Annotated in this window: 15 protein-coding genes and 1 pseudogene; 9 read left to right on the top strand and 7 right to left on the bottom strand. The window is 40.3% G+C overall.

Annotated features, from left to right (window positions below; all coding sequences use genetic code 11):
- Positions 1–5: 5 nt before the first annotated feature.
- The 6 genes and pseudogenes from R3X26_RS14470 to R3X26_RS14495 form a co-directional block, all read right to left on the bottom strand.
- Positions 6–938: an electron transfer flavoprotein subunit alpha/FixB family protein gene (locus tag R3X26_RS14470; protein WP_317718043.1), complete on the bottom strand. Its 933-nt coding sequence runs from the start codon at positions 936–938 to the stop codon at positions 6–8.
- Positions 935–1690 carry an electron transfer flavoprotein subunit beta/FixA family protein gene (locus tag R3X26_RS14475; protein ID WP_317718044.1) on the bottom strand — a complete coding sequence of 252 codons (756 nt, stop codon included), beginning with the start codon at positions 1688–1690 and terminating at the stop codon, positions 935–937. The genes R3X26_RS14470 and R3X26_RS14475 overlap by 4 nt, the downstream gene beginning before the upstream one ends.
- Positions 1691–1929: 239 nt before the next feature.
- Positions 1930–2682, bottom strand: a pseudogene (locus tag R3X26_RS14480) (amino acid ABC transporter ATP-binding protein); the annotation flags it as partial.
- Between the two features lie 127 nt (positions 2683–2809).
- On the bottom strand, positions 2810–3472 hold the full coding sequence (locus R3X26_RS14485) for an amino acid ABC transporter permease (protein WP_317718045.1): 663 nt from the start codon (positions 3470–3472) through the stop codon (positions 2810–2812).
- Positions 3472–4131, bottom strand: a complete 660-nt coding sequence (locus R3X26_RS14490) for an amino acid ABC transporter permease (protein WP_317718046.1) — start codon at positions 4129–4131, stop codon at positions 3472–3474. The genes R3X26_RS14485 and R3X26_RS14490 overlap by 1 nt, the downstream gene beginning before the upstream one ends.
- Before the next feature lie 20 nt (positions 4132–4151).
- A complete protein-coding gene (locus tag R3X26_RS14495; RefSeq protein WP_317718047.1) occupies positions 4152–4979 on the bottom strand; it encodes a transporter substrate-binding domain-containing protein in 828 nt (275 codons plus the stop codon).
- A 444-nt stretch (positions 4980–5423) separates the two neighbouring features.
- On the opposite strand from R3X26_RS14495, the gene hisC reads away from it, so the two are divergent.
- Positions 5424–6569 carry a histidinol-phosphate transaminase gene (hisC, locus tag R3X26_RS14500; protein WP_317718048.1) on the top strand — a complete coding sequence of 382 codons (1146 nt, stop codon included), beginning with the start codon at positions 5424–5426 and terminating at the stop codon, positions 6567–6569.
- A gap of 73 nt (positions 6570–6642) precedes the next feature.
- Positions 6643–8019 carry an FAD-binding oxidoreductase gene (locus tag R3X26_RS14505; RefSeq protein ID WP_317718049.1) on the top strand — a complete coding sequence of 459 codons (1377 nt, stop codon included), beginning with the start codon at positions 6643–6645 and terminating at the stop codon, positions 8017–8019.
- A gap of 113 nt (positions 8020–8132) precedes the next feature.
- Here the strand turns inward: R3X26_RS14505 and R3X26_RS14510 are convergent, their stop codons facing one another.
- Positions 8133–9521, bottom strand: a complete 1389-nt coding sequence (locus R3X26_RS14510) for a formimidoylglutamate deiminase (protein WP_317718050.1) — start codon at positions 9519–9521, stop codon at positions 8133–8135.
- Positions 9522–9775: 254 nt separating this feature from the next.
- Here R3X26_RS14510 and R3X26_RS14515 point away from each other — a divergent pair, with 254 nt between their 5' ends.
- The 7 genes from R3X26_RS14515 to R3X26_RS14545 form a co-directional block, all read left to right on the top strand.
- Complete coding sequence (locus tag R3X26_RS14515; RefSeq protein ID WP_317718051.1) at positions 9776–10912, top strand: alpha-hydroxy acid oxidase; 1137 nt, start codon at positions 9776–9778, stop codon at positions 10910–10912.
- A 162-nt stretch (positions 10913–11074) separates the two neighbouring features.
- Positions 11075–12463 carry a TolC family protein gene (locus R3X26_RS14520; protein WP_317718052.1) on the top strand — a complete coding sequence of 463 codons (1389 nt, stop codon included), beginning with the start codon at positions 11075–11077 and terminating at the stop codon, positions 12461–12463.
- Between the two features lie 44 nt (positions 12464–12507).
- Entirely contained in the window at positions 12508–13746 is a 1239-nt protein-coding gene (locus tag R3X26_RS14525) for an HlyD family secretion protein (protein WP_317718053.1), read from the top strand.
- On the top strand, positions 13747–14250 hold the full coding sequence (locus R3X26_RS14530) for a hypothetical protein (protein WP_317718054.1): 504 nt from the start codon (positions 13747–13749) through the stop codon (positions 14248–14250).
- Positions 14243–14686 (top strand): hypothetical protein, encoded by a 444-nt coding sequence (locus R3X26_RS14535; RefSeq protein ID WP_317718055.1) that lies wholly within the window; start codon positions 14243–14245, stop codon positions 14684–14686. The genes R3X26_RS14530 and R3X26_RS14535 overlap by 8 nt, the downstream gene beginning before the upstream one ends.
- Positions 14687–16543 (top strand): EAL domain-containing protein, encoded by a 1857-nt coding sequence (locus R3X26_RS14540; protein WP_317718056.1) that lies wholly within the window; start codon positions 14687–14689, stop codon positions 16541–16543.
- A 141-nt stretch (positions 16544–16684) separates the two neighbouring features.
- The coding region (locus R3X26_RS14545; RefSeq protein ID WP_317718057.1) for an Ig-like domain-containing protein at positions 16685–24918 on the top strand (8234 nt) is incomplete at its 3' end.

Raw genomic sequence — 24918 nt, forward strand, 5'->3', positions numbered from 1 at the left:
AAACCTTAACTTAGTAATGCTTTTTTTAGCTGAGGCATTACTTGTTCCACTGTCGCGACAAGTGCAATATCTGCTATTTGCATTATTGGTGCATCTACGTCGTTATTTACCGCGATGATTTTCTTCGCACCTAATATTCCGGCAAGATGCTGAATAGCTCCTGATACCCCGAGTGCGATGTAAACATCTGGTGCGATGATTTTTCCTGTCTGACCAATTTGTTTATCATTGCTCATTAAACCTGAGTCGATTACCGCGCGTGTGCCACCTAAAGCAAAACCAGCTTGTTCGGCTAACTCGGATAATTCGTTATAAAGTGCTTCACTATTAACACCTCTGCCGATACCGATCACCCATTTAGCCGTAGTTAAATCATGGCTGACTGTCTTAGCCGTTACACTTTTCATGGTAGTAGTTGATGGCGCGGCTTCTAATGGGGCAAGTTCACTTGTAGTCACGTTTTGCTGTTGATTTATCTCAGCAAGAGAAAATGCACTACAGCGAACAGTCGCAATAACAACGTCATCCAATACTTCGACGGTTTCTATCGCATTACCAGCATAGATGGGGTGTTTAAATATTTTGTTCGATACTATTGCTGAAAGATTGGATAGTTGCCCAACGCCAATGAGTGCCGCAATACGAGGCAATGTGACTCGGGCAAGGTGTTGGTCACTTGCTAATACAGTGCTGAAAGCTTGCTCTGTTATCCATTGAGCCAGATACTTTGACAAGCTGATGGCATCCTCTGGATAGGACATGCTGATAACACTTGTTACGCCTGCAATGGAGGATAACTTTTGCAAATATTCTTCGGTATTCATTGATTGATGAATGAAGACGCTAATCGGGGCTTTTATCTGCTGAGCTGCGGTGAGCAATTTACTGCTGTTACTACTAAATTTTGGCTCTATTGGCAATATAACTAAGGTGCTCATTTTGTTGCCTCCAGACTTTCACTTATTTTTTGTGCCAGTTGTTCACTGCTGTCGCATAGAATTGTATTTGAAGTGCGGTCGGCTGGACGCTCAAGATGGATTCTTTTTTGGTGCGTGACATAATCGACGCTAAGTTGTTCTTTTTTCACCACCGACAATGGTTTTTTCTTGGCTTTCATTATGTTAGGTAACTTTACAAAACGAGGTTCAGCGAGCCTAAGATCGGCGGTAATAACCGCAGGCAGCGTCATTTGTATGTTCGCTTCTCCGTTATCCGTTTCATAGCGTACTTGGCTACTGTCACTATCTAGTTGGATTTCTGCGGCACAATCGGCAATGGGCGCATCCATTAATGCGGATAACATTGCACCGGTTTGCCCGTTATCACCATCAATAGATTGTTTTCCTAGCAAGACGAGATCTGGCGATTCTGTCTGTACAATGTTATATAAAACTTTAGCTATATTTAGAGGAGTTAGAGGTGTGTTTTCTTCCACTAAAATAGCTCGGTCAGCACCGATGGCCAATGCGTGACGTAATTGATCTTTTGTTTTTGAATCACCAATAGAAACCACGACAATTTCATTAGCTTGACCCTGTTCTTTTAGACGAACAGCTTTTTCTACTGCGATTTCACAAAATGGGTTCATTGACATTTTAATACCATCCAGTTCGACATTAGACTGTTGGTCGTTAATGTGTATTTTTACGTTGTAATCGACAACTCGCTTAATTGCGACGAGTACTTTCATTCTTAACACTCCTAAAATAAATGCCCATTTCTCTTTAAAACAGTGAAAGCTAAATATGAAAACTAACTAAAAAAACCGGCATTAAAACGTCTGCCGAAATGATACTGCTTCCTTATCTACAGGGAGGTTACTATTTCATTTTTTTCTTTGTATATAGTGTTGTCATTTTTGTTTACAGTACTATCACCTTCGTCTGCAGTGTGATCACTTTGTGAATCTTGGTCCCAAAACGCGTTGCGATCGATGTAGTTTTGTAAAAATTGTTGCAAACGAGGCGCTTTAGGGCCCTGAAATAAAGATTTAGGTGAACCTTTGGTGACAATTTCTCCTTTATCAAGGAAAACAACGGTATCAGCAACTTGGGCAGCAAATCCCATTTCATGAGTCACGACAATCATCGTCATACCCTCGTTGGCGAGATCTTTCATTACTTGTAGAACTTCGCCAACTAACTCTGGATCTAACGCGGAGGTTGGTTCATCAAATAGCATTACTTGAGGATCCATTGCTAGTGCTCTTGCAATAGCAACTCGTTGCTGTTGGCCTCCAGATAACTGTGCAGGATAATGATTGGCTCGCTCGGATAGACCCACTTTATCTAGCAACAATAAACTGCGGGCATCAGCATCTTTTCGTGACATTTTTTTCACTCGAACCAGTGCTTCACTCACATTACCTAACGCTGTCATGTGAGGCCATAAGTTAAATTGCTGAAAAACCATGCCCATATTGCGGCGTACTCGATTGAGCTCTTTTGTTTGAGCAAGCTTACGATAGTCAGTGTCATCATTGTAGCCAAGTAATTCTCCGTCTATCATGACAATACCGCTAGTGTATTGCTCAAGAAAGGCGATACACCGAAGTAAGGTACTTTTCCCTGAACCTGATGGACCAATGAGACAAACCACTTCTGATGGATAAACCTCTAAATTAATCCCTTTAAGTACTTCATTCTCACCATAAAATTTGCCCATTTCTTGTACTTGAACAATTGGCTTATTTTTTTGTTTGACTTCCATTGTTACCTACTTATATACACTGTTACTCATTTATATACACGGCTAGTTATTCATGTATCGGCGATTTACTTACATGCTTGTTTATATTAGATAAATTAGGTTACCTATCCATATATTTACTTAAACGTTTTTCCGCTGCTGCCCCTAAACGTGATGTGATTTCTGCAAGCATTAAATAGGCTAATGACAGTACGAGCAACGTTTCTGCATACGCGAAGGTTTCCGAACCTATTCCAGTAAGAACAAAAGTGAGTTCGGGCACTGTTACAATCGAAAATACTGCGGTTTCTTTACCTAAAATGGTGGTTGTGTTGACCAACCCTGGAACAATTAACACCATCATTTGTGGTATTTTAATACGCCATATGGTTTGTGGCAGAGTAAAGCCCATCATTTGTGCCACCTCTACTTGTCCATCTGGTACAGAAGCAAAACCGGCGCGGAATATTTCTGCATAATAAGCACTTCCATAAAGGGACAGTCCCAAAACTGCCGCTTCGATCGGTTCGAGATATAGACCAATTGCAGGACCGCCGTAGTACAAAAGAAAGAGCTGAATTAAAAAAGGTGTGGTGCGAAATAGTTCGACATAACAGCGTACAGGATAACGGAAAATAGCGGATTTAGCCGTCAAACCAATGGAAACAAACAAACCTATAACCATGGCAAGTAGGCATGAAGCTGCAACAGACCACAAAGTGGTGCCAAATCCTGCTAATACTTCAGGTAATCGATCGGTAATAATGTGAATATCAAATATCATTATATTACCGCCTTACGTTGTACCTTTTTTTCCAACCAAAGACCGGCAATAGAAATGGTACTGTTTATAACAAAATACATAGCCGTTGCTGCTAAATAGAATTCAAAGGGTTGAAAGTTACTGGCGGCTAAGTTTTGTGCCGTTCGAGTTAACTCCGCGATACCAATTACTGAAATGAGAGAGGAAGCTTTGACCAGTAAAATGACTTCATTTGTGAGACTAGGAATGGTGAGCTTGAATACTTGAGGCAGTTGAATATGAAAAAATATTTGTAAGCGAGTCATTCCAAGCATTTGAGCTGATTCAAATTGTCCTTCTGGGAGCGATTGAAAACCTCCGCGCAAGATTTCAGTCATGTAAGCGCCGGCACAAAGCCCTATACATCCTGTGGCTGCAACCAAAGCGGGGACATCAATTCCAATGAGTGGTAAGCAGTAGTAGGCGACCATTAATTGCACTAACAACGGGATGCCGCGAAATATAGACACATAAATTTTAACGGTAAGCTGGAGATATTTGTTAGCGTACATACGCAAGATGCACATTAACATTCCTACAATTAGCCCCAAAAACACTGCCATAAAAGAGAGGAACAAGGTCATTTCGACCCCGTTCCATAGCATAGGAAGTGTTGAGGGGAGAATCGAAAAGTCGAGCATTTCGTACTACCCCGCAAAAATTAAATATTAGGAACGATGGTTTCCTGAGGTAGGTCCATTTCGACACCAAACCATTTCTCTTGGATAGCTTTCATACGCCCATCATTTTCCATTTTTACAATAATGTCGTTGAGTGCTTCAAGCAGTGAAGCTGAGTTCTCGTCTTTGCTGACGACGTAACCAAAGTAAGTCTTTTTACCAAATGGAGGAGTCACCACTTCAAAGTTTTTATGTTTACTCGCCATATAACCAATATTTGGTAAAGAGTTTGCTACAGCATCCACTCGTCCAGTCATGATCTCTGAATATGCTTGGTTGTTATCGATATAACCTTTGATTTCAGCTGGTTTATCAAGAGAGTCTGAATACTCTTGTAACTGTTGGCTTTGAGAAGAGGATTTTTGAACACCAATCACCATACCTGCGATGTCTTCAGGTTTAGTAATTCGACTGTCGCCACGTTTTTTTAATAGAGCAACTGAAGCATCCGCGATTGGGTAAGTAAAGCTATATCGTTCCATTCTGGCTTTGGTTATCGTAACCGGTCCAGATACCATATCGAATTTTTTTGCATCTAATCCTGGTAGAACACTAGTCCAAGGTAAGTCAATGTAACTCACTTTAACACCAAGTTCTTTAGATACTTCATCGAACACATCTTTGTTTAAGCCGACATGTTTGTCTACTTCAAGAAAATCGAATGGGGCGTATTGAAGTTCTGTACCTACAGTTAATTCACCTTTCGCCTTAATGTCTGATAAAGCGTCTGCTTGAGCAGAAAAAGTAAACAACCCTGAAAGTAATAAAATAGTACTACTTAGAACGGTTTTTTTATTGAAGCTATGCATTGTCTAATTCTCCATTTAGCCTGTTTGACTGGTTTCATTCCAATGAAAACAAATTCACTTTTTAACAAAATTTTAGTACAACTTGTTATGATAAATCGTGTCGTATTCAAACTTGACTATACATATATACACATCATTTTTTATAGAAACAAGTCAAAAATAGAGATTATTGTATGAATATGGAAATTAAGTTTAATGACAAACAGTTAAAGGCAATTACTTCCTTTTTATGCACCAACATAGCTCACCATATTGGTGAAAAAGCACTGTAAAAGGGCGTTATTTTTACGCTTGAATTGCAATAAAATTGACTTGAAACTAATTATTCTAAGACATGAATAATAAATCAATTGAAATGATTCGACATAAATAGATGTACATGTATATACTAATTTTATTTTTTCAGTATGGATACTCATTGTAGTTAGAAAAGGGAGCAACAAAATGAAATCAATGGACGAAATAGTGGTTGAATTGGCAAATAAGTTTGTTGTTCCACTTAATGATTACAATGCAGGCTTATCGGTTGAGGCACTGAAAGCTAAATATAAAGTAGAAAAAATCGCTAAATTAGCGAGTAATGAAAATCCTTTTGGTACACCTGATTCAGTAAAAAAAGTATTAGATGATCAACACAATCTTGCGCATTATCCTGATCCAACTTGTCGTGATTTAAAAAGTGCGATCGGTCAAATTATGAATGTTGATGAGCAAAAACTGATTATGGGTAATGGTTCAGAGGATATTATTGCTATGATATCTCATGCGTTTATCGAAGTAGGGGATAAAGTACTCACGGTTGTGCCTTCTTTTGGTTTACATATATTGTACCCAAAGTCTTTTGGTGCCGAGATGATTATTGCGCCAATGACCGATGACTTACAGTTCGATGTGAATTCTCTTTGTCGTCAGTTGAGGGATTCGATTCCTAAATTGTTTTTTATAGCCAGCCCTAGTAATCCAGTTGGCTGTACGCTAAGTAAGGCTGATATTCAGTTATTACTTGACAGCCAACATGCTCAAACCCTATTTGTTTTTGATGAAGCGTATTATGAATATGCAGTTGGTGGGAAAGATTATCCCGATGTATTGGCGTTACTGCAAAGCTCAGGAAAACCATTTATTTTACTTAGAACCCTATCAAAAGCCTATTCTCTTGCCGGGTTGCGGGTTGGATATGGTGTGTGTGCATCGGCTAAAATGGTTAAATTACTGAATAAAATTCGGCTTCCGTTTAACGTGAATCGTTTAGCACAAAAAGCGGCTATTGCCGCTTTGTTTGACGCTGAGCATCTTGATAAAACCATGAAATGGAACGAGACAGCTAAGCAGGATTTATTTGAAAAATTACAAAAACTGGGCTTAGATCCTGCACCTTCTAAGGGTAATTTTTTATTTTTTAAAACCGCTTATCCATCAACAGAAATTGCAGAACAGCTATTAATACTCGGCGTTATTGTTAAAGCATGGGCGGAGCCAGGTTATAGCAACTATTTACGCGTATCTATAGGTAGTAAAAGTGAAAATGAGCATTTTATTACGAGTTTGGCAACGATCCTGCATTCAAAACAAGATAGTAAATTAAAGTGACCATTATGTGCTTGTTAAACAGGTAGTGTGGATAACGTATATCGCTTGAATTAAATAAATTATGGAGCTCAATATGGCAATAGAATGCCTTCAAGAACTGTGTAAGTTAGTCTATCCTGAACAAATTCGTCAAGGTCAGGCAATCGACAGCAGTTATCAAAAAGATTGGAGTAGTACTCCTGCTACATGCCCGTTAGCGGTTATTTTCCCCCACTCGACTGAACAGCTTGCGGCAATCGTTAAAGTTTGCGCGAAATTTTCACAACCTATTATTCCTCAAGGTGGTCGCACTGGTTTAACGGGGGCTGCGACACCTTATAGCGATTCGATCTGTATTTCCTTGGAAAAGTTGAATTCGATAGTAGAAGTGGATACGAAAGCAAATTCGATAACAGTAGGCGCCGGAGTATTATTACAGCAAGTTCAGGAAGCGGCGCAGCAACATGAGCGCTATTATCCGGTAGATTTTGGAGCGAGAGGAAGCTGTCAAATAGGTGGTGTGCTGGCAACAAATGCAGGCGGTAATAACGTTATTCGTTATGGAATGGCGAGAGAAACGGTTTTGGGTTTAGAGGTGGTGACCGCACAAGGTGATATTTTAGATCTGAATAATAAGATGATAAAAAATAATGCTGGGTACGATCTTAAACAGTTATTTATTGGTAGTGAAGGGACATTAGGTTTTATTACTCAAGCAACGTTAAAGCTTGCTTCTGTGCCTGGAGAAGCAAGAACAGCGCTCTGCGCCATGAGTAATTATCAAAATGGAGTGGATTTATTACGTCAATTGCAATCTCATCTAGGTCAATCTATTCATGCATTTGAAATGATGTGGTTGGATTTTTATAGTATGAGTTGTGACTGGTCTTGTTCGTCCAATCCACCTGTTGACTTAGATTACCCGCTTTACGTATTAATTGAATGTCGAGATTGTAGTGAAGATGCGTTTAATGCAGCGCTAGAGAGCGCGTTTGAATCGGAATTGATTCAAGATGCAGCAATTGCAGCTTCATTAAAAGATAGAGAAAAATTATGGGCCATTCGTGAAGCAACAACTGAATTTCCGATTAAGTTGGCACCCATCAATTTTGATATTAGTTTACCTATAGGCGACATTGACCGTTTTGTACAAGAATGTACCGCAAAGATAAAGTCTCGTTGGCCTAACGCAGTGGTGGTTAATTTTGGTCACATTGGCGACAGTAATTTGCATCTAACGATTGATAAAAATTCTGCCGAAGGGATTGACGAATTAGAAGCGGATAAATTGGTTTATCAATGTGTAGAACAGTACCAAGGATCAATTTCTGCAGAGCATGGTATCGGTACATTAAAACGTGATTTTTTACATCATTCTGTTTCACAACAATCGATTGAGTTGATGAGAACGATAAAACAGGCACTCGATCCTAAAAATATTCTAAATCCAGGAAAACTGATTCCTAAGTAGCTAAGTAGCTAACTAAGTAGCTAACTAAGTAACTAAGTAGCGTGTTGGCTTTGTGATGAATTTGAGCTATCTCATTTAGCGCTTAACTTTTTAAACGTTTATTTACTAAACGTTTATTCTCTGAGCGCTGTCATCACATGAGCAAATTGAACATTTAGCTCTTGGTCGAGCGCATGTTTTCCGTTTTCAATGACTCTATTACCCGCGACATAGACGGCGTTTATTTGCGATTTTTCACCAGAGAACAACCAACGATTTAACTGTTGAGGACAGGATAGTTCAGATAACCATTCATCCTGTTTGAGTTCTAACCAATCAGCACGGCATCCAACACTAATTCTTCCAATTGGTACGCCGCAAGCCTGAGCGCCACCTTTAGCGGCTTGAGTCCAGAGTAATTGTCCAACAGAGGGTTGGTCTTCAGTTACCAGACGGTTACGTTTTTGTTGTATTAGTCGTTGACCATATTCGAACCAGCGCAATTCTTCTAATGCATTTACTGATACATGGCTATCAGACCCAATACCCCAATGACCCTTATGAGTTAAAAATGCACATGCGGGAAACAGACCGTCTCCAAGGTTGGCTTCTGTTGTTGGACAAATACCCGCAACTGCCCCGCTATTAGCAATAGAAGCTATTTCCATTTGGTTAAGATGTGTTGCGTGAATTAAACACCAACGTTTATCTACGTTGATATGATTAAATAAATATTCTACTGGACGCATCCCACTCCAGTTTACGCAATCATCGACTTCTTTTATTTGTTCTGCAATATGAATGTGAACGGGTAAATCAGAAGGAAGAGCGGATAACACTTGTTGTATCTGTTCTTTACTCACTGCCCGTAACGAATGAAAACAGATACCTAAGCTGTTCAATGCTGAACACTGATTTTGCAAAGCGATGAATTGCCCAATATATTGTTGAGTTGTTTGAATGAAGCGTTGTTGCATTTTATCCGCGGCTTGTTGTCCAAAGCCACTATAAGTATATAGAACAGGCAGTAAGGTTTGACCAATTCCAACTGCATGGGCGGCATTTTGTAGCTGAGACGACATGGCATCGTATTCATAAGGCGTACCTTGAAGATCATGATGCAGATAATTAAATTCAGCAACTTGAGTATAACCGCCTTTCAACATGTCAACATACAAATAGCGCGCTATTACTCCAACTTGCTCCGGTGTTAACTTGCTAACCAAACGATACATTTGTTTGCGCCATGTCCAAAAGCTGTCTTGGGGATCGCCTGCAACTTCAGCCAGTCCAGCCATAGCACGTTGAAAAGCATGAGAATGGAGGTTTGGCATGGAAGGGATCACTAATCCTTTGATTTGTTGAGCTTCTTCAGGACAAGTGGTACCGATAGTTAGCGACGAAATCATGCCTTCCTGATTTACATTGATGAGGACATTCTTATGCCAATCATCGTCAATTAAGGCTGTATCAATAAAAAAAAGGCTCATTTTGGGGATCTCATCGTTTAATTGTATATACATATTTATACAACACCTATAAATATATGCAATATTAACTTAGTATAAAATAGATAATAACTGAAATAGATAAAAATGGGGGTATGTCCTTGAAGAACAGCGCAAGTAACCGTGAAGCAAGATAAATACTATGGGTGTTGGTACCGTCAGGTTAGCTTGTTGCAGTGATGCGAGATTGATTGGTGTTTTTTATTGTATATACAGGTAAGATAAAGAGTCATTTGTAACGGATAGTTACCATGTAAAAAGGAAAGTACATGTTTTTGAATAGTGATGATTATCGTAAAAAAGCGAAATGGCTTTTACCTAAATTCGCATTTGATTATGTGGATGGTGGAGCAGAAACAGAGTCGACAATGCAAATTAACCGGGACGTCTTTTCAAAGTGGGGTTTTGTACCTTCCGTACTAGTGGATTGTGATGACTGTGATACTTCGGTGAAGTGGTTAGATGATGAATACTCCGTTCCTTTTGCTGTTGCGCCAACTGGATATAATGGCATGTTATGCCACAAGGCAGATGAACATCTCGCGCTTGCAGCTAATGAACTGCCTATTCCCTACATTCAAAGTACGGTGTCTACTAGTTCGATAGAAGAAATAGGCAAGCACAATCTGGCCAACCATTGGTTTCAGCTTTACGTTTTACGTGATCGTAGTGTGACCATCAACTTGCTTGAGCGAGCAAAGAGCCAAGGTTGTAATACGCTTGTTGTTTCTGTTGATGCGGTTTATTTTGGTAACCGTGAACGTGATAAAAGAAACTACTCGAAGCCACTACATTTATCGTTAAGTAGTTATATCAATATTGCCATGCACCCTTGGTGGGTAGCCAAGGTCATTCTTCCTCAAGGGATGCCTAAATTTGGTAATCTTACGTCTTATTTACCAACTGAATATCAGAAAGGGGTGGGTGCTGCTGCGTATTTTTCCGAACAAATGGATCCGACATTGGACTGGTCTGCACTGAGGTGGATTCGAGACGAGTGGGATGGCAAGCTCATAATTAAGGGAGTGATGAATGAGCATGATGCAAAAACGGCCATAGAATGTGGTTGCGATGGTGTCGTGTTATCTAATCATGGCGGGCGTCAACTGGACGGTACTATTTCGGGCGTGGAAATGATTCAAAGTGTTCGAGCGGCAATAGGACAAGAATCATTATTGTTAGTGGATAGTGGCTTTCGACGCGGAACCGATATTGTAAAAGCCATCGCTTTAGGTGCGAACGGTGTATTGATTGGTCGTCCTTTTTTATATGCCCTCGCTGCTGAAGGAAGAGTAGGCGTCGAGAATATGATGAGTATTTTACGCGAAGAAGTCACTAGAACAATGGCTCAATTGGGATGTAAAACTGTATCGGATATCAACTTTGATATATTAAAACAACTGTGAATAGAGTAACTTAAATTATATGCTACTTGTTTTGTTTTCTATGTAACTCCTTGAATTTTTTATATTGGTTTACTTGATTTATTGCTTTAGTTCATCGGCTAATCTAGTATGCTATTTCGTCAAGTGACAATTCATGGTAGTAGATTGGGAAGAACTAAGTAAATGAAAATCATTAAGCTAGCAGCATATTATAAGAGTATGCTTGTTTGTTGCTCTGGGGCTTTATTTTTTGTAGCGGGCGCTTTTGCAGATGAATTTGACTCGTCATATGATGAAGCTGAAAAAGAATCTTTGGTTACGAAGCTAGAAGTTGCCTCTAATTTTGAATCTAATTATCTGATGGATTTTGACGCCGTTTTTAAGCTCGCGCTTGACTCTTCAAAAGAATACCACGCATTGACTCGTGAATTGGAATCTAAGTTTATTCTGAAAGATAAAGAAGATAAATATTATTACCCTGAAGCTACTTTAAATTCTGAAACGACTGAATATTGGGGAAACCCAACACCTGAAGCTGAAGAAACACAAGATTTTATATTAACAATTAATTCAAAACTATATGGAAGTGCTGTAAAAGATAAAATTGCTGCAAGTCAAATGGCCGTCGATGCCAGTAATATTAGTTTAACTGCGCAAGAAATTTCGGTGTATTACATTGTACTCAAGTATTTAACCAAGATTGAATTTACACGCCAGTATCAACAGTTTGCCGAAGCATTACGTGAAGAAATAGAAGTTTATTATTTAAAGCAAGTTAATTCGACTAACGAAGGTGTATCTACCCAGACAGACGCAATGGAAGCGAAATTATCGGTTGCTGAATTTGATGATTCTGTTTATTCAGTGGTATCTAATATCGATCAATATTTTAAGCAGCTTATCGAAGAAACGGGTATTGACGCAGAATTAACCGAAGAAAGTATGCAAAATAACGTTGGGGTCAATTATAAACGTTTACAACCTTTATTAGGTAGAGAAATTCGAGAACTCACCGCTGAAGAACTTATTGCTAATAACGCTGACCTACAGAAAACTCAAAAAACACTCCAATCATCTCTTCACTCGGCTCGTTCTGCAAGGGAACGATTTGTTGTTGAGTTTTCTTCAGAAAGCCACTTTTTAACCAATGGCGATAGTGGGCAGTACGATTACGGTGATACTGATGAATCTTTTGTTCAGCTTAATGTGGAATTAGATCTGTTTAATCATAACCTTCAATCTGATCAAGATTCAGCATTTAAAATGTATGAAGCAGAAAAATTACGCTTCGACAAGCAGTTTAAGCAATCTATGGACCAATATAAAACCAGTTTAACCAACTATAATCAGCAAGTAATTAAGCGTCAGAAAACGGCTGATCAAATCGATATTTTACTGCAATTAATTGAGAATCAAAAAAATGAAGTATTCACTGATGAGGTCACATACACTGATATTGTAGAGAGCATCAGTAAATTAAATACAGCAAAACAAACATTATTGAACATTGATTTGGCATTATTTGATATTATTTATGAGCTAGAAACGATAAAATCAAATAAGGTACTATAATAATTGTATGTAATGATTTCTGATTCCTATTTTAGTGTTATGCAATGGATGTAATAAAGTATAGAAACAAGCTGATATTGATAGTATTAGCAATTGCTGTAGTCATTTATATTTTACTTCTAAAAGAGGTGGAAGTTGTTGCGCCCGGAACAGGGTTAACAGGTATTAAACAAAGTAACGTATCGGTAAAAGCGCCCACAAGAAGTTATATTGTGGAATTGATGGTCCCACCGGGCAATGAAGTCGAAAGTGGTCAACCATTGTTAAAGTATCGAAACTTAGAAGATGAGTATCGTCTGCAACAAATCAGCGAAGAATTGATTCAAAGTGAGAAGTTATTAAACATTTATTACAACGAGAGATGCTTTTTAACGGGACCACAATTTGCGTCGGTTAATAGAGAAAAGCTTGATCATAACTGTGATGGACATGAGCCTATAGCAACTGCTGGTGGTTTGTATATTTTGAGCTTTTATGAAGACTATTTATTAGAACAACAATATATTTTAGATATAGAAAAAGAGAGACAAAGAAAACAAAAAGAGCTTCTTAATAAACAAAATATTTTGACCAAAAAGAAAACCGCATTGCGTCGAGGCAACGGGGCAACTGTCAGTTTTTATGATGTTGACACTGAATTGTCTAACGTGAAGACCGAAGTTATCAACTTTCAGATTTCTGCGATTGACGCGAAGAAAAAATTGAGCGACAAGTTGATGGTCTTTCAAATGCGTCGTTCTGAACGTTTATTAACGCTTGAAGAGCAAATTGATAAAATCAAGCCACTTATTACTCAAGCCAAATACACCAAGCAGCTCCTAGAAGAGAAAAAACTCAAATCAGTTATCCGTTCACCGATTGATGGCAGTATTTTAGAAGTGACGGAAGGATTGTCTCCTGGCACTTTTGTTCAAGAAGCAGCACCATTATTTGTATTGAAAAAGAAAGGTGCTTCTCAGCAAGTTGAAGCTCGGTTTGATTCTCGGTATCGACACTTTCTCAGTATAGGCCGAAAGGTACGCCTTAAAATTAACGCGCCAGGATTTAATCAGATATTTAATGGCACGATTATTGAATTAAGTTCAGATTCTATTAACTATGAAGAGCAAGGTCATCAAGGGAAGCGTTATTACCGCGTCACTATTCAACCTGATGAAGAGTTCTTGGCGTTGTCTCTGGATCTTGGAATGGATGTACAAGTCTTTGTAGTTAATGACAAAGTGAGTGTGCTTGAGTTTATTTTAAGTGTATTACCTAATGATGTTAAGTTTGAGGTTTGGTAAATGATCGGATTTGTTGCAGCGATTACCGCATCATTAGCTGTCATTATTTTGGTGGTGATTTCTAGCCTAATTGGCTTTGTGCAGTCAATTATGCCAACCACTGGGATTATAAAAATTGATGAGCTGACATACCGTTATAATCAAAAATCACCTTATGTGAGCAAAGAAATATTGCAAGATTTGGTGTTGACTGCCAATGATATGAGTTTTGGTGATCGGATTAAATCGTATCAAAATGGTTGCAGCTATGATTTTAATGCCAATGAATATGAGATGCGCCATATTGCAACTTATAATTATATTGCTACTAGTCAATTTTTTGGCGATTCATTTCATGTCGATCATATAAAAGTGATTGCTGAACCCGAGAAAATCAACAGCTGTTTTATCGATATTCATGTTTCCCCTCAAGTTGACGAGAAAAATGACGATATAAACAATAATGGTGCTGTACAGCAAGCGGTTGGCGCTCTAGCTGAGAATGAAGGACAAAATAATGGATGACGATACTCTAGCTCCTTTTGTGGATGCGTTATCTTCAGCTTTAATCATGATGGTATTGGTGAGTATTTTCTTTATGCTCCAGACTGCCACGTCCCTAAATTCTGCCGCGAAACAACAATCACTCAATGATATCCAAGAACAATCCAACACACCTATCGTATTCCATGATGTCCTACGTTCTAATTTAGAAGAGCAGCAGTTTGAATATCTAGTGAACTTTAAGTTAGAAAAACAGTTTGTAGAAACAATCAGAGCGCAAATTCTCCAAGCAAGTAGTGTGAAATTCATCATTTATAGCCGTGATGATGCTAGAAAGAATACGGTTAATTTTCTGCGCCTATTAGCTTATTTAAAATTACCACCTCACATTAAGGTCGAGACTGAAATGCAATCATCAAAAAATGTACTGTCTTTGTTGAAATGGGAGATAAATTAAATGTATTTATTTGGTTTATTTCTCTATATCGGGATCCCGGTTTTTACTTACCTGTTTGAGCCTGCTCGTGCTTTGGTTACTCAGTGTTTTATACTTTCTCCTGAAATTACCGTATTGATTACACTGACTTATTTTTACCCACTGTCTATTTTTAGTTATAACTTTGTTAGAAAGCACGCAGATGCAGTTCATCTAGCCCATTTCAGAACTCAAGTAACTCTCGCGTCCTCTCTAGCGGTCTCCTTTGGTTTGATAGGTACGTTTATCGGTTTGTCAGAGATGATAGCTGGTATAGCGGCGGGTATGGGAGCTGAAGGCGACTTTTCTGAAAAAATGGAAGCGTTACTCGGGTCTATTGGTTCTGCTTTAGATTCGATGTCTTTTGCATTTTTAACGTCCATTATGGGTGTAAGTTGCTCGGTTAGTGTGCTGTTAGCGTCTAACTATCTGAATGGATTTTATGAAAAAGAGCTAGTCCATGGAGAGAAAAGTGGTTCTGGTGACTCAACAGGAAGCGGTAATACCATTGAAGGTATATCGGCTGAACAGCAGCAAGTGATCAATGAAAACTTCCAGAGCATGCAAAAGTCGATCGATGACACTATCGCGTTAATTAATAGTAAAGAAAAAGTGTGGTTAGATCTATATACCTTGTTGGAAAATAACTCTGGTTCGACAGTTGTTCAGTCCTTCAGTGATAGCCTTGCGGAGAATAATCGTCTTGCTAAACAGCAATCTGACCAAGTACAGATGATTTACAATGAGCAAGCAAGTATGTATCAAAAGATGGAAAACTCATTAGCAGAGCATTCACAATCTGTACAACAACAGAGCTCCGCCGTGATCAATGTAATGTCTAATATGTCAGATGAAGTGGATCGAATGGGGCAGGTAATAGATCAAACCTCTAACAATACCAATCAGATAATTACTGATACAGGAGATGTTATTGTCCGCATGAATAGCGCGTTTTCTGAAGTCTTGACTAGCACCAATTCACAATTGAGTGATGTAGCGACGATTTTGCACGATATTCGTTTAGCAACGGCAACACCGCTAGAGGAAGCCTTAAACGTGGCGTTGCTTGACAATGCATTTGACCTTGTGTTCCAGCCTCAGTTTGATGCTAATAAAGTAGTGACGGGCGCTGAGTCTTATATACGTTGGATTGACCCAGTAAGAGGTCAAATCTCGAATGCTAAATTATTCAAGATTGCTAAGGATGAAGGGTTATCGGCGCAGTTAGAGTTTTGGATTATGCGTAATACGATCCAACAGGTCTCATTATGGCAGAAACAAGGTAATTGGAATGATAACTGGACGGTTTCTATTAATGCGACAAGTGAATTGCTATTGGCGCCTAATTTTGTCACTGAAGTAGAAAGTGCACTTAATAAGAATGACGTGCAAGCGAGTTGTATTGCTTTTGAAGTTACTGAAGATGCCATTATGCAGCATGCTGCTCAGGCAAAAGATAAGATTCGTCAGTTACACAATATGGGACTAAAACTTTATATCGATAACTTCGGTACAGGGTACACCAATATCGGTCAGTTGAGCGAGTTCCAACCTGATCGTCTTAAAGTCGCGCGCGATATCGTTAATAGCATTACCGACAGTACACAATCTGGCGTTGCAGTAGTGCGTTCAGTAATGTCGTTGGCGAAGCAATTAGGCATTACCGTTTCAGCCGATGGTGTAGAAACAGAAGAGCAATTCGAGTTACTAAAAGCAGAAGGTTGTCAGTTATTCCAAGGTTGGCATTTTGAGAAACCACTGCAAGTAGAAGAATTTGAGCAAAAACTAAATGTGTTAAATATTGCAAATAACACAGCAGCAAGCAGTACAGATAGCTAATCTGAGACGGCATAAATATGCCTTAATTAATCAGATGATTGTTGAAAAGTATCAAACGGTGTACATACCAAAATGGTATTAAGCTGCTCTCCAATTTAATTGGGTGTTGGGCTAAGTAGAATATAAGTTGGAGTTTTTATTGTGGCGAAAATAGTTGTTAATTCGGTTTCTGACATCAATATCAAAGGTTTTGATATTGAACTCACTACGCCTGATGGTGATGTTCAAACTATTACCGACGGTGTGATTGCAATCGCTGATGGTAGTTTAGATATCGAAACTCGCGAAGGCGAATTTTCCATGAATGACCTGATTAATCAAGCAGGAATCAATCTGGAAACTGCGTCTAGTGTGTTCTTAGAGAATCAACTTTTTGCTACTGGAGATTCGGTCAAAGGTCAACTCGCTGGTGAAGGAACCGAAGAAGATGAGAAGACTGGAGATGGTGATAAATCTTCTGAAGGTGAAGATGATGGTGCTTTAGGTGTACTTAATAGTGATGGCGAAACCGATGAGCTTGAGCAAGAAATCATCGCAGAGCAGCAGCAACAACTTTTAGAAATGCAAGCGGAACTTGAAGCCCAACAAGCCGCTTTAAATGCCCTATTAGATGAAGCCAAATTAGATAGACAAGATATATTAGATGAACAATTTATCCAACTCGCGACTTTACAAGCGGAATTGGATAGTAAAAAAGCTGAAATCGAAGCTGAAGAACAAGATTTATTAGAGTTGGCGCAATCTATTGTCGATAACAATGAGATTGATGGACAGTCAGATGTTGAAGACTATATCGCCGAATATGCCGGTGATGGTGTGGATGTTGAAACCGGTTCTTCATCTAGAACGGATTTAGTTAGTGCCATTGAAGAACTTATTCAGTCGCAACAAAGCGCTATTGATTCGGCAGTGGCTTCGGCAAGTAATACTGAATCAACCATCAGTTCATCTGCGAGTTCGGCGGCGTCAACAAGCTCTACTAGTAGTTCTTCTAGTTCAAGTTCTTCAAGTTCTTCAAGCTCAAGTTCAAGCTCAAGTTCTAGTTCGAGTTCAGCGGAGTCACAAGGCAGCGCGGCTGAAGAAAATGATAGTGAACAAGATACTGGTGATACTGAAGAATCAGGTGTTGATGCATATTTAACCTTACTGCTAGCCGGTGAAGATGATTCTGGTACATTGGGCGATTTTATTACCAATGTTAATACCGATTTAGATTTTAGCGGACAAACCGAACCAGGTTTGACTGTTCATTTTACTGTTACCGACAGCGATCAAAATCTAGTTTATGAAGAATACGTGACCTCAGATTTAACGGGTGGTTATGCTGTTGAATTAGCCGACATTTATGCTGATGGTTCTTATCTTATTTCGGTAAGTGCCACAACAGATACTGGAGAAGAGTTAACGGTTTCTGAAACGTTAACAATTGAAACACAGTTACCTGATATGCCAACGGTTGAGTTAAGTAGTACGTCAGATACAGCTGCGTCTTTTAACCAAGACGAACTCACGGTGGGCTACAATTCTGATAGGATCACCAAAGATACAACCCCTACTTTTGTTGGAACAGCGGAAGCAAACGCAACGGTTACTTTGTATATTCCTGATTTAACATCAGATGACAGCGAAGCCAGCTATACTAGCTATACAGCAACCGCTGACGAAGATGGACATTGGTCTGTTACCATTACATCGCCCTTAACTGAAAATGGTACCTATGATTACTATGTTACTGCCACCGACACAGCAGGTAATGAATCGGAGCAAGCTGAGCAGAGTTTTACCTTAGATACTGCTATTACATCAGATTCTGCCGGCCTGTCTGAAAATTCTGATACCGCAGCCAATTTCAACCAAGATAGCACTGGACTAAGCGATGGAATTACCTCTAGCACATCGCCAACCTTTACAGGCACGATAGAAGATGGTGCTCAAACAACGTTAGTTATCAGTGTCAATGGAGTGGATTATTTTATAACCCCTGACAGTAATCAGTATCAAGATGCGATTACCGATGATGATGGTAATACTCTGCAAGCATGGACAATTGACAGTACGTCAGAAGGGTATTCTGAGGTATTTGATGGTATTGATGATGGCTCTTATAACTACCACTTTATTTATGAAGATGTAGCTGGAAATGTGACAACTTCAGAATCACAGTCTATTACCATTGATACGACTGCGCCAAATCTAACTAGCAGTTTAACCACCGCTACCGATTCTGCGCCAGAAGATAGCGATAATACCGACCTACAATTAGACAACATTACCAATAATACCAAACCAAGCCTAGAAGGTGTGGCAGAGGCTAATGCACATGTAGACGTTACTATCACTTCTACAGATGGGTCTGTGGTATTGTCTTACGATACTTACGCTCTTGACGATGGGAGTTGGAGCATTGATCTGGATGAGTATTTAGCGCAGGGCGATTACTCAGTGGATGTAAATGCGACCGACCAAGCTGGTAATACAGCGAATATATCTCATAGTATTACTATTGATACTCAGTCAGAATTGACAGTAGTAAACAAAATTGACAATCAAACATCAGATAGTACGCCCACGCTAACTGGTACTGCAGAAAGTAATTCAACCATAACGTTAACGATTTTAAGTTCAGATAACACAGAGTATAGCCAAACCGTCCAAGCTGATGAGGATGGTAATTGGACACTAACGGTAGAGGATACCCTTGATTTAAGCGATGGCATCTATAGTTATACTGTATCTGCGGTTGATATTGCTGGCAATAGTACCTCTACTGCAGCAGAAAATTTTGTTTTAGATACGACTGTTTCGCCATTTACGGCAGGTTTGGATACAGCATCTAATTCAGGTGATTTGGACGATACAATCACCTTTGATACGACACCTACATTTAGCGGTGTAGTAGAAGCAGGCAGTACGATTTCTCTATCAATAGATGGCAATACTTACACACTCGATGCCGACGATACGGCAGACGGAAACTGGTCTATTACACTGAGTGATGATGATGCTTTAGTTGAAAGTGACGATGCGTATGAATATACGGTTGTCGCAACCGATGCACTGGGCAATGAGCTCAATCTTACAAACCAAGTGACCATTGATACTAGTATAAGCTTAGATGGAGCATTAGATTCTATCAGCGATAGTGGCGATGAAACCGATGGTATCAGTAGTGATAATACCCCCTTGTTTTCGGGCTCAGGTGATAGCGGTGATACCGTTACTGTTACTATTCAAAGTACCAGTAATCCAAATTTAGCCCCTACAGTGGCTACCACGACGGTAGATGACAGTGGTCAATGGTCAATTCAGCTTTCAGATGAGGATGCACTAGCAGATGATGATTATCAATACACTATCAGTGCAACTGATACTGCCGGTAACAGCGCTAGCCTGAGTACTGAAACGTTAATTATTGATACACAAGCCCCTTCACCATTAACAGCTGGGCTAGATGAAGACAGTGATTATCTAACCGATGATCAATTGCAAACTATTCAAGCTCTCGACCCCGATTACACTGATACCTTAGATGATACAACAACTGATAGCACTCCGGTACTTAGTGGTGTAGTAGATGCGAGCAATATAGATTCAGTATTGGTTTATCTTGATGGTAGTGATGTAGCACTGTCAGCCAGTTTAACTAAAGATACTGATGGGAATCTAATAACAACCACAGACAGTGATGGTAATGAGGTTGTGCAATGGCAGTTAGAACTGACGGATGATTTATCGCAAGGTGAACACGAATTTAGTGTGGTTGCGACAGATTTGGCCGGCAATAGCAGTTCGTTAGATCAACAAATCTTCACAGTAGATAACGAAACGAATCAGTTGACCGGCAATACACTGGCTGAAGCTTCCGATACGGGCACAACGGGGGATTTTACTACATCAACTCTTACGCCTGATTTCAGTGGTGCGGCGGGTAGCGCCGAAGCTGGTTCTACTATTATTCTCGAGATTAACGGAGCGAGCTATAAGACCACTGCTAATGATGATGGTAGCTGGATTGTTTCTGTTGAAGATAGCCTGTTAACCGATGAACAAATTGCAGCCGGTGAGACAGAGGGTACGTTTACTTACACTTTAACCCAAATAGACAGTGCAGGAAATCTCGCTTCCGCCAATAATACTCTCTACGTTGATATTGCCACCGATGTAACTGTGCAGTTAGATGGGGCGAGTGATTCTGGCGAAACTGGCGATTACATTACCAATGTTACCTCTCCAACTTTCACAGGAACGGGTGAAGACGGTGCAGTCATTGAGTTCTTGATTAACGATCAAAGATATACCACTACGGTTGAAAGTGGCAGTTGGTCAGTTGATGTATCTGGGTTGATTCCTACGTCAGCAGATACAGAGAATGGAGCACAAGATTACACTTATACCGTTACCAGTACCGATATTGCAGGTAATACCGATACTGTTGAAGGGGCGATCACTATTGATACTGATTTAGTTTGGGATGGCGGTCTAAGCTCTACTATAAATAGTGCGGTTGCTAGTGATGGCGTAATCTACATCAGTTCAACTTACGTTAGCTTTAGTGGTGAAATAGAAGACAATAGCAGTGTAGAGTTAGTCGAATTCAACGGCATTACGCTAGACACGCCGATTGAAGCTACCATCAATGATGACGGGACGTGGAGCATTGACCGTTCAAGCTCGGATGAGCTTGAAGGACTACAAAACGGCGACAGTTATAACTATACCCTACAAGCCACAGATAACGCTGGTAATAGTGAAGCCATTACTGGTAGCTTTACCGTTGATACTGCGTTACCGAAAATTTTAGACTTAGATCTAGAATCGGAATCCGGTTTATCTGGAGTCGATCAGGAAACGGATGCAAGTTGGGATGACAACATCACCTCCAATACCAGTCCAACCATTTCCGGCCTCAGTCAAGTGGGGCACGATATTACCGTCGTAGTGACTGATTCGGATGGAACAGTTATCGAAACTCTTCAAACTGTGGTTGCTGATACCGACGTGGTTCCATTGGTTGTGGATGGAGAAGAGCAGGATTTTGCTGCTTGGTCGGTCGATCTTAGTCAACTCATGTCGGACGGCGCTTATACCGTCTCGGTTACGGCGACAGATAATTCAGGTAGAACGGCTGAAAGCAGTATTGATATTAATATTGATACCACAGCGCCTTTAGAAATTACAGAGACAACTTCAGACGATATACTGTCTACTGAAATGCCAACCTTTACTGGCTCGGCAGATGAATCGGGTCAGCAAGTGACCTTGGTTATTTATAACCAAGATGGCACAGAAGCGTATCGTGAGACCCAAACTTTTGCGCAAGATGAGACTTGGTCTATAACGCCGCCGGACAGTACATTGGCTGATGGCGAGTACACTTATACCCTTTCCTCGCAGGATTTAGCCGGAAATATTGCCGATTCTATTTCGGCTAATTTAACTATAGACTCAATGCCGCCTAGTTTTACAGCTGGCCTTGACGATGCGTCAAATACCGGTGAAACCGACGACACGATTACTTCCCAATCTCAACCTATTATAAGTGGCCAGATTGATGACCCTAACGCTAGTATTAGTCTGGCGATAGATGGGCAAACCTACACCGATGCCTCGATCATGGATAATGGTGATGGTACTTACTCTTGGTCTATTAGCGTGGATACGCCGCTTACGGAAGGAGAGGTGAGTTACACGGTTACCGCTATTGATGAAGCGGGTAACAGCTCAGAAGTACTTGGTGAGTTAACTACCGACTATAGCATCGATGTGACGACACAATTTGATTCTCGTACCAATGATGAAACCGATGATGAAATCGTAAGTAACGATGCAACGCCAACGTTCAGTGGCACAGGCGATAGTGTTGGCGATATTATTACTCTTAATCTCAGTGGTATTGATCAAAATGGTGACTCGGTTAGTTATACTTACACGACAGAAGTTACTGATACGCTAGATGAAAACGGTAATTATACTTGGTCGTTTACCGTACCAACCACCGATCCTTTGCTGGCGGGTGATTACGCTTATTCTGTAACAGCGACCGATAAAGCGGATAACAGTAAAACGGTTAATGGCGAAAACTTTGGTATTGATTTGTCACTGTCTACTTTTACTGCCACGCTGGATTCAGAACATTCTGATGATGAGCAGCCTTATACACAGGATCAATCGCCTAATTTCTCTGGCCAAGTAGAAGTTGGCAGTACGGTTGCGTTAGCCATAGGTGGGTTAACTTTATCCGCAACCGTTAATGCTGATGGTTCATGGACTATTGGAGATGACGAGTGGGAAACCGTTTCTAACCTGCTAGATGGCAATTATGAATATTCGCTTACCGCGATAGATGAAGCGGGTAATCTAGAGACCATTGATGGTAGTTTAACTATTGACACGTCACTGAATTTCGACGGCGGCCTAGCAACGTCATCCGATACCAAAGCCAGTGATGCTAGTAGCATTCCATTTAGTTTCGACAATTATACCAGCGATGTTACTCCTGAATTTTCTGGTACTGGTGATCAAGGCGATAGCGTTGATCTCACCCTATACGCAGTGATTTCTGGAGCAGGGACGGATGATGAGGTCACTGAGGCTGTCGCCACTTACACCACTACCGTTGATTCGGATGGAGTGTGGTCGATCAACCTTGACACCATGCTTGCAGAGGATGGTTTACAATATACCCTAGACGAAGGCGATTATCGTTACACGCTGACGGCGTCTGACATGGCGGAGAATAGTGAAACCATTTCTGATTTAATGACCATAGACACACAAACTAACGTGACTGGTCAATTACAGCTATCGGATACGATAGATACAGGTGAAAGTAATTCAGACGGTATAACCCAAAATACGACGCCAATTTTTAACGGTACAGGTGAAGAAGGTGCTAATGTTACGTTGACACTTAGCACAGATGGCGCAGACGATCTGATTAAAACGGTCACCGTTGCCGATGATGGAACATGGACTATCGCCTTTACTGACAGCGATGGTATAGAGCAAAATACAATATACAGCTACACGATTGTCGCTGAGGACAAAGCAGGCAATGTATCTTCCGCTGTCAGTGATACTTTAGTTATAGACAATAGCGACCCAGTAATCAACGTTAGCGCTCAGCTAGATCCAAGCAGTGATAGCGCACCAACAGACGAAAGCCTAGTTTACAATCCAGATAGTATTGATCTCAGTACAGATGCCTTAACGTCGGACAATACCCCACGTATTTCAGGAACAACAGAAGCAGGGATAACCGTCTCAGTGCAAGAAGTGGGTTCGGATGCAGACCCAATTATTACCCAAGCTGATGATGACGGTACTTGGTTTGTGCAAGCCGATACACTTGCAGAAGATGGCAGTTATCAGTTTGAAGTAACCTATACCGACAGTGCGGGTAATACCAGCAGCGAAATCATTGAAATGGACTTGGATACGGAGAATTCTGTAGCAGGCTCACTAGACAGCGAAAGTGATAGTGGTCGAGATATCGGTAGTGGCGTAGATAGTCAACAAACAGCCACTGACACTGTTACCAATAAAGAAACCATCACCTTCTCTGGTACAGGCGATAATGATCAAAATGTACAACTGCATATTGATGGTGAGACCTATACTGCATTAGTGAGCGACGGCGTATGGAATCTAGATGTTACTGGTTTAGAAGAAGGCTCTTATGCTTATTATATCGATTCAACTGATACTGCTGGAAACTATGATGTCACTAGCACTCAATATGTAACCATTGATCGAACCGCACCAAGTTTTACCGCTCAATTAGACCAAGATTCAGACAGTGGGGTACAAGGGGACAACACGACCAATGATACAACACCGCTATTTAGCGGTACTGTCGATGATGGTGACGCTATTATCCAAATTCAAATTGGTAGTGAAACTGTGACTGCTGAAATTGGTGAGTATGATCAAGACAGCGGGCTGTGGAGTTGGCAGTTACAATGGACATCAGCATTAGACGATAACACGTATAGTTACGACGTCATTGCGACTGATGAAGCTGGCAACGTCGCCACTACAACACAAAGTATCATTATTGACACCACTGGAGAAGTGACGGCCAGTATTACTACTGATTACATTGACGATCCAAGTGGTTTAATTTTACAAGCAGATGAACAGATAAGTTTTGCAGGAAGTGCTGAATCGGGTGCGACCTTAGAACTGGTGATTACAGATAGTCAAGGTATTAGTTACACCTATTCAGATATTGATGTTAGTGATGTAACCGATGCAAATGGTAATAACTGGAGCTATACACTATCCGCAGCGGAACAAGCCGCATTAAATGATGGTAGCTATAGCTACCAAGTTGTCATCAACGATATTGCTGGCAATGTCGACACGACAGATGC

The organism is Vibrio sp. TH_r3 (assembly GCF_033101115.1).
Classification (GTDB): Bacteria; Pseudomonadota; Gammaproteobacteria; order Enterobacterales; family Vibrionaceae; genus Vibrio.